We start from the raw sequence: 7,525 nt of genomic DNA on the forward strand, positions 1-7,525 counted from the left end.
CACACCGGCCTGCTGACTGCGGACGCCGAGCTGGTCTGCGTCCTCGACGCGGACGGCTCGTTCGACCCGGCCGAGTTGCCCAGACTGGTCGCGACGGTGCTCGACGGCCGGGCGGATCTCGCCGTCGGGCGGCGTCGGCCGGTTTCGGCGGACGCCTGGCCGTGGCATGCCCGAACCGGAAACGCCCTGGTCGCCGCGCTGCTGCGGCGCCGGGGCGTACCGGTCCACGACATCAGCCCGATCCGGGTGGCCCACCGGGCGGCGCTGGTGGGACTCGGCGTCGACGACCGCGCGTTCGGTTATCCGTTGGAACTGCTGCTCCGCGCGGCCCAGGCAGGCTGGCGGATCGTCGAGCTGGACGTCGCCTACGCTCCCCGGGCCGCCGGAACCAGGTCGAAGGTCTCCGGGTCGGTCCGGGGCACGGTGCGGGCGGCCCGGGACTTCGCCGGAGTGTTACGCGCCGACGCCGGTGGTGACCGGTGAACGTCCTGCTCGTGGTCGCCAAGGCACCGGTTCCGGGGCTGGCCAAGACACGACTCTGCCCGCCGGCGAGTCCCACCCAGGCGGCCCGTATCGCGGCGGCGGCGTTGTTGGACACCCTCGCGGCGGTGCGCGCCACACCGTCGACGATCCCCGTGCTGGCGTACACCGGCCGGTTCGCCGACGCCGAGCACGGCGCGGAACTGACCGCCGCGCTGGCGGGTTGGCACCTCCTTCCACAGCGCGGCGACACCTTCGCCGACCGCCTCGCGAACGCGCACTCCGACACCGCCGCGGCCTTCCCCGGCCGCCCGGTGCTGCAGATCGGAATGGACACGCCGCAGATCCGCCCGCCCCTGCTCACCACCGCGCTGGAACGGCTCGCCGACCACGAGGCGGTGTTCGGACCGGCGCTCGACGGCGGCTGGTGGGCGCTCGGGCTACGCGACCCGGCGGGCGCGAGGGTGTTACGCGACGTGCCCATGTCGACCGACGACACCGGTCGACGTACTCGCGCCGCGCTCCGCGGCCACGGCACAGACCCGGCGATCCTTCCCGTTCAACGGGACGTCGACGACTGGCCGGCCGCGCTGGCGGTCGCGATCGACCTGCCCGGCACCCGGTTCGCCGACGCCGTCGAGTCGGTGGCTGGCCACCTGTCGAACGGACGCCTCAGGTGACCTCGACGATCGCCCTCGATGGCTTCGATCTCCTGTGGGGCAGGCTCGACAGCCGGTCCGCCGACCAGGGCGCCTGCGGTACGCCTGTCGCACCGCCACCTGAGGCCGACCACTGGCTCGTGCACACCGACGGGCGACGTGACCCGTTGCCGGTGCGGCGCTGGCACGGCCCGCCCGAACCGGCCATCACGTCCATCGCCGCACGCTGCTCCGGCCCCACGATCGATCTCGGCTGCGGTCCCGGGCGACTGACCAGGGCGCTCGTCCAGCAAGGGCTCGTCGCGCTGGGCGTGGACATCTCCGCCGAGGCGGTACGACTGACCCGGGGCCGAGGTGTGGTAGCTCTGCGGCGCGACGTCTTCGAACCACTTCCCGGCGAGGGCCGGTGGGCGCACGCCCTGCTCGTCGACGGCAACGTCGGCATCGGCGGCGACCCGGTCCGGCTGCTGCGCCGGTGCGGCACGTTGATCGCGGCGGACGGAACGCTCGTGGTCGAGGTCGAGCCCCCGGGCGCCGGGCTGTGGCAGGGGCAGGCGTACGTCCTGTCCGGAACCTGCGACGAAGGGGCACGACAGGGACCGACGTTCCGCTGGGCGCGAGTCGGAGCGGAGGCGGTGGCCGGTGCCGCAGCCGCTGCCGGCCTGCGGGTCGTGGACACGATCCGACTCGGCCCGCGCTGGTTCGCCGAGTTGGCGATCGCATGACCCGCCGCCCCCGCATCCCCGTCCCCGTCCCCGAGGACTTCACCGCCCCGTCGCACTCCTCGCTGGTCGCCGCCCGGCTCGGTCTCTGGCTCGGGGTGGCGTTCGGGCTGTGCTTCGTGACCGGTGTCCTCAGCCACTACATTCAGCACCCGCCAGGCTGGTTCACCTGGCCGAGTCGACCGGTCAACCTCTACCGGATCACCCAGGGCACGCACGTGCTCTCCGGAATCGCCGCGATCCCGTTGCTGCTGGCCAAGCTGTGGAGCGTCTACCCCCGACTGTTCGCCCGTCCGCCAGTGCGCCACCCAATCCGACTGTCCGCGCACGCCCTCGAACGGATCTCCGTCCTGGTTCTGGTCTGCGCCGCGTTCTTCGAACTGGTCACCGGCCTGTTCAACGTCGCCCAGTCGTACCCGTGGGGCTTCTTCTTCCCGGCAGCGCACTACGCGGTCGCCTGGCTGCTGGCGGGCGGGGTGCTGCTGCACATCGCGGTGAAGCTCCCGATCGTCCGCGCGGCGCTGAACACGCCTCTGCGACGGGACGACCGAGACTCGTCCGGACGGCGTGCGTTCCTGCGTACAGCGGCGGGCGTCGCCGGTGTCGCCGTGCTGGCCACGGCCGGGGTCACCGTGCCCTCACGAGACTCTGACACCTCGCGGGGCACGATCGCCAGCTCGCCGTCGCCCGCCTGCTGGGTAGTCCACGCCACGCGGTCCAGGCCGACAGCGCCAGCGGCCTCGTGCAGCAGCTCTCGGAAATGCCGTTGCGCCTCATACTGCTGCAGGTTGCTCCGGCGGCTGTACCTCTCCATATCCACCGATATCAACAGTCGCCGTTCGGGATGTTGCATCAGGCTCCCGCCCCTCTCCACCCGGCTCGCCCAGCGGGCAAGCACCGCAGGAGCCATCGAACCGACGAGGGCTGACCGGGATCCCGTAGAAGTACGGCATCACAGCCGAAAGTTGAGAATCAGTCATCCCGTCCTGTTCGGGGGTCAGCCACACACCCGCGCGGTGTCCTTGTCGCATGAGGACGAATCTGGTGGAGCTGCTGCTCACCCTCGAATGGTCACCGATGGCGGTACTGGCTCTCATGGCCGTTCGGCTGCTGGTCGAGGTGGTTGCCGAAACAGGGGCATCGCGCTCCGCACAGAAGCGGCTACGCTTCGGCAGCTGTCCCTGGAGGAGGAGGCCGCGGATGCGACGACCACGCGAGATGTCCGGCGGCGAGTGGCCCTACGGCACGTTCCTGCAACGGCTCGCGCCGCCAGTACGGATGACGCTACTGAGCCTAGGCGTCCGTCGTCAGGTACCCGCCGGACAGATTGTGATCCACGAAGGCATCCGGGAATCTCACCTGGTGCTCCTCGAAGAGGGCCTGACGAAGGTGACGGCGTCGCTGCCAGACGGCCGGTCCGCTCTGCTGTCCCTCCGGGTGGGCGGTGATCTCGTGGGCGAGATGTCCGCGCTGAACAACGCACCTCGCTCCGCCACCGTCACGACGTGCGGACCGGCGAAGTACAGCGTCATCCAGCCGGACCGGTTCAAACGGTTCCTCAAGGAATACCCCGACGCCGCCCTCGAACTCGCCGCCGTGGTGTCCGACCGGCTGCGCTGGTCCAATCGACGCCGGATCGACTTCACCTCGTACCCCGTGAAACTGCGTGTCGCCCGAGTGGTCGCGGAACTCTGCCGAACCCATGGTCGACAAGGCATGGACGGCATCATCATCGACGTCCGACTCACGCAGCCCGATCTGGCCACCATCTGCGGCGCCTCCGAGACCTCCATCCAGAAGGCGCTGCGGGAGCTACGGACAGACGGTTTGGTCGACACCGACTACCGGCGGATCACCGTCCGCGATCTGCCGAGCCTGCGCAAACTCGGCAACCTGGAAACCAGCGACGACTGACCGGCCTCCTCCTGCCGTCCGCAGGAGGAGGCCCGTCGAGTCCGTCAGGCGCCGCGCAGGGTCGCGCCGAAGCGTTCCGCCACGACAGCGACGGCCGCGTCGCGCGCCGCCAGGGCCTCCTCGCCGGTGAGCGTCCGATCCGGTGCCCGGAAGGTCAGCTTGTACGCCAGCGACCGGCGACCCTCGCCGAGCTGCGCACTGGAGTAGACGTCGAACAGCCGTACGTCCTCCAGCAGCTCACCGGCGCCCGCCTCCAGCGCCCGGCGCACCTGCTCCGCCGGCACCGAGTCGTCCACCACCAACGCCACGTCGATGAGCGCCGGCGGGAAGCCGGAGACCGTCGGCGCGGGCGTCACCGGGCTCGGCGGCAACGCGTCGAGGTTCAGCTCCATCGCGCAGGTGCGACGGGGCAGCTCCAGCGCCGCGACGACCACCGGGTGCAACTCACCGGCGTGCCCGACGACGGTGCCGTCGACCAGCAGCTCGGCGCAGCGGCCCGGGTGCCACGGGGCGTACTCGGCCGCTCGCACCTCGACCCACTCGTCCGGGATCCCGGCAGCGGCCAACACGTCCCGGGCCGCCTCGATCGCGTCCGCCCAGCCGGCCGGTCGACCCGCACCCCACCAACCGGCCGGGTCGATGTCGCCGGAAAGCATCGCCGCGACGTGCACCGGCTGCGCCGGGACCACCGCGTCGGCGGCGGCGAACTCCTCGTCGGTGGGACGCCGGTCCACGCCCATCGCCGGCGGGCTGCCGGCACCGACGCGCGGGTGGAAGACCGCACCGATCTCGTAGAGGGCGAGGTCGCGAAGACCCCGGCCGAGGTTGCGCTTGAGGGTGCCGAGCAGCGGGCCGAGCAGCGTGGTGCGCAGCAGCGGCTCCTCCTCGGACAACGGGTTGGCCAGCCGCACCGCGGGCCGACGCGGATCGTCGGCCGGCAGGCCGAGCTGGTCGGCCAGCTCCGGCGACACGAACGGGTGCGCGAGCACCTCCACGTACCCCCGCTCGGCCAGCGAACCGGCGACGGCCCGGCGGCGACGCTGCCGCGGGGTCAGACCACGCCCCGGAGGGGCGGTCGGCAGCACCGACGGCACCTTGTCGTACCCGTCGAGGCGGACCACCTCCTCGACCAGGTCGGCCGGGTCGGTCAGGTCGGGCCGCCAGGTCGGCGGGGTGACGCTCAGCGTCGTCCCGACACCGCTGGCCACGCCGACAGCACCCGGGTCCTCGGACAGCCGGTCGGCACCCTGCGCGACGGTGCAGCCGACCCGCTCCAGCAGGGCGACCACCCGCGCCGGCGGGTACTCGACGCCGACCCGCCGGGTCGGCAGGTCCGCCGGGAGGCTGATCGGGGTACGCGGCCGGACGTGGTCGATATCCAGGATCTCCGCGCCCGGCGTGCCACCGCCGTGCTCGGTGAGCAGCCCCACGGCACGTTCCAACGCGACAAGCGCCACGGCGGGGTCGACGCCCCGCTCCCAGCGCTTCGCGGCTTCGCTGAACAGCTTGTGCCGGCGGGCGGTGCGCCCGACCATGGCAGGGTCCCAGTGGGCCGCCTCGAAGAGGACGTTCGTGGTGCCGCCGGTGACGACCTCGCTGGTCTCGCCGCCCATCACCGCGGCGAGCGAGATGGGCCCGGTGTCGTCGCAGATGACCATGTCGTCGGCGGTGAGCACCCGGTTGACACCGTCCAGGGTGGTCAGCTTCTCCCCCGCCTCGGCGCGACGGACCACCAGCGGCCCGGCGATCCGGTCGGCGTCGAACGCGTGCATCGGCTGGCCCAGCTCCAGCATCACGTAGTTGGTGATGTCGACGGGCAGCGAGATGCTGCGGATGCCGGCGGTGACGAGTCGCTGGGCCATCCACGACGGCGTGGGCGCGTTCGGGTCGACGCCGCGGACCAAACGGGCGGCGTACCGGTCGCAGCCGACCGTGTCGCGGACCTCCACCGGGTACGCGGGCGTCTCGGTGCCCCTCGGCGCGGGCACCAGAGCCGGGTCACGCAACGGCACCTCGAACGCGTGCGACAACTCCCGGGCCAGGCCGCGCAGACTCAGCGCGTACCCCCGGTCGGGGGTTATCTCCAGGTCGAGCACGACGTCGTCGAGACCGACCACCGTGCGCGCGTCGTCGCCCGGCTTGGCCGTCACGTCCGGCCCCAGCACGATGATGCCGGAGTGGTCGTCGCCCAGACCCAGCTCCTTCGCCGAGCAGATCATGCCCGCCGAGTTGTGCCCGTACGTCTTCCGGGCGCCGATCGCGAACCCGCCGGGCAGCACACCACCGGGCAGGATCACCACCACCCGGTCACCGACGGCGAAGTTACGCGCCCCGCAGACGATCTCCTGCGGCTCCCCTGTGCCGTTCGCGGCACCCACGTCCACCCGGCAGAACCGGATCGGCTTCTTGAAGCCGGTGAGCTCCTCGATCTCGCGTACCTCACCGACGACGAGCTGACCGGTGACCGACTCGGCCAGGTCCACCACGGACTCGACCTCGATGCCGAGGTCGACCAGGGCCTGCTCCAGGTCACCGGTGGGCAGGTCGGCGGGGAGGTCGACGTACTCCCGCAGCCAACTGACAGAAACTCGCATGACTTCAAACCACCGTTCCCGTGTCTCGTACCCGCATCGCCTACGCCCCGGTCCCGAGCGCGCGGCTGAACCGCACGTCGCCCTCGAAGAGGTGGCGGATGTCGCTGACCCCGTGCCGGATCATCAGGGTCCGGTCGATGCCCATGCCGAACGCGAATCCGGAGTAGACCTCCGGGTCGACGCCGCAGGCGCGCAGCACCCGAGGGTTGACCATGCCGCAGCCACCCCACTCGACCCACTGCGGGCCGTCGCGGTGCTCCGGGAACCACACGTCGAACTCCGCCGACGGCTCCGTGAACGGGAAGTAGTGCGGCCGCCACCGGGTCTTCGCCTCCGGGCCGAACATCGCCCGGGCGAAGTGGTCGAGCGTGCCCCGCAGGTGCGCCATGGTGATGCCCTTGTCGACGACCAGGCCCTCGGCCTGGTGGAACACCGGGCTGTGCGTGGCGTCGATCTCGTCGGTGCGGTAGACCCGGCCGGGCACGATCACGTAGATCGGCGGCTTACGGCTGAGCATCGTGCGGGTCTGCACCGTCGACGTGTGCGTTCGTAGAACAAGGCCCGAGCCCGCGGAGCCATCGGCGGATGCGATGTGGAAGGTGTCCATCAACCCGCGCGCCGGGTGGTCGGCGGGGATGTTCAACGCGTCGAAGTTGACCCACTCCAGGTCGACCTCGGGCCCCTCGGCCACCTCGTAGCCCATCCCGACGAACAGGTCGCTGATCGACTCCATCAGCGTGCTCAGCGGGTGACGGGCACCGCGGGGACGCCTGTCGTAGGGCAGGGTGACGTCCACCCGCTCCTCGACCAGCACCCGCTGGGCCTGCTCGCGCTCCACCACCTCGGCGCGCTCGGCGTACGCGGACTCGATCGCCCGGCGGGCCTCGTTGACCCGCTTACCGGCGTCGGACTTCGCGGCCGGCGGCAACGCGCCGATCTCCCGGCGGGCCAACGAGACCGGGGACCGGTCACCGAGGTGCACCGAGCGCAGCCCGGTCAACGCGTCCGGGTCGGCGGCGGACTCGAACGCCTTCGTGGCGTCCGCGACGGCCTCGGCCAGGCGTCCCTGGCGTACCAGGGTGCTGGCCGGACGCTGCCCGTCGACGAGGTCTCCTGGCTCTCCTCCTGGGCCACCGGTGGGCTCAAGCCCGACCTG

Annotated in this window: 7 protein-coding genes; 4 read left to right on the forward strand and 3 right to left on the reverse strand. The window is 71.7% G+C overall.

Annotation, left to right across the window (positions count from 1 at the left end; all coding sequences use genetic code 11):
* The 3 genes from ACWCO3_RS28395 to ACWCO3_RS28405 all read left to right on the forward strand — a co-directional run.
* The coding region (locus tag ACWCO3_RS28395) for a glycosyltransferase (RefSeq protein WP_450012944.1) at nt 1-483 on the forward strand (483 nt) is incomplete at its 5' end.
* Nucleotides 480-1,160 (forward strand): TIGR04282 family arsenosugar biosynthesis glycosyltransferase, encoded by a 681-nt coding sequence (locus tag ACWCO3_RS28400; protein ID WP_145780145.1) that lies wholly within the window; start codon nt 480-482, stop codon nt 1,158-1,160. The genes ACWCO3_RS28395 and ACWCO3_RS28400, both read left to right, overlap by 4 nt.
* Nucleotides 1,157-1,864 carry a methyltransferase domain-containing protein gene (locus ACWCO3_RS28405; protein WP_244311643.1) on the forward strand — a complete coding sequence of 236 codons (708 nt, stop codon included), beginning with the start codon at nt 1,157-1,159 and terminating at the stop codon, nt 1,862-1,864. Before ACWCO3_RS28400 ends, ACWCO3_RS28405 begins: the two co-directional genes overlap by 4 nt.
* Before the next feature lie 442 nt (nt 1,865-2,306).
* Here ACWCO3_RS28405 and ACWCO3_RS28410 read toward each other — a convergent pair whose 3' ends face one another.
* On the reverse strand, nt 2,307-2,681 hold the full coding sequence (locus ACWCO3_RS28410) for a hypothetical protein (protein WP_450012947.1): 375 nt from the start codon (nt 2,679-2,681) through the stop codon (nt 2,307-2,309).
* 224 nt (nt 2,682-2,905) lie between these two features.
* On the opposite strand from ACWCO3_RS28410, the gene ACWCO3_RS28415 reads away from it, so the two are divergent.
* Nucleotides 2,906-3,775, forward strand: coding sequence for a Crp/Fnr family transcriptional regulator (locus ACWCO3_RS28415; protein ID WP_450012949.1), 870 nt, complete (start codon nt 2,906-2,908; stop codon nt 3,773-3,775).
* A gap of 44 nt (nt 3,776-3,819) precedes the next feature.
* On the opposite strand, the gene pheT is transcribed toward ACWCO3_RS28415, so the two are convergent.
* Together pheT and pheS are read right to left on the reverse strand one after the other, a co-directional pair.
* On the reverse strand, nt 3,820-6,369 hold the full coding sequence (pheT, locus tag ACWCO3_RS28420; protein ID WP_450012951.1) for a phenylalanine--tRNA ligase subunit beta: 2,550 nt from the start codon (nt 6,367-6,369) through the stop codon (nt 3,820-3,822).
* A 40-nt stretch (nt 6,370-6,409) separates the two neighbouring features.
* On the reverse strand, nt 6,410-7,447 hold the full coding sequence (gene pheS / locus ACWCO3_RS28425; RefSeq protein WP_450012953.1) for a phenylalanine--tRNA ligase subunit alpha: 1,038 nt from the start codon (nt 7,445-7,447) through the stop codon (nt 6,410-6,412).
* Nucleotides 7,448-7,525: the final 78 nt, after the last annotated feature.

It is taken from the genome of Micromonospora sp. NPDC002411 (assembly GCF_053592955.1).

Bases quoted from the DNA above. Each gene is read 5' to 3' on its own strand.
- pheT (WP_450012951.1), bottom strand. From the start codon at position 6,369: ATGCGAGTTTCTGTCAGTTGGCTGCGGGAGTACGTCGACCTCCCCGCC.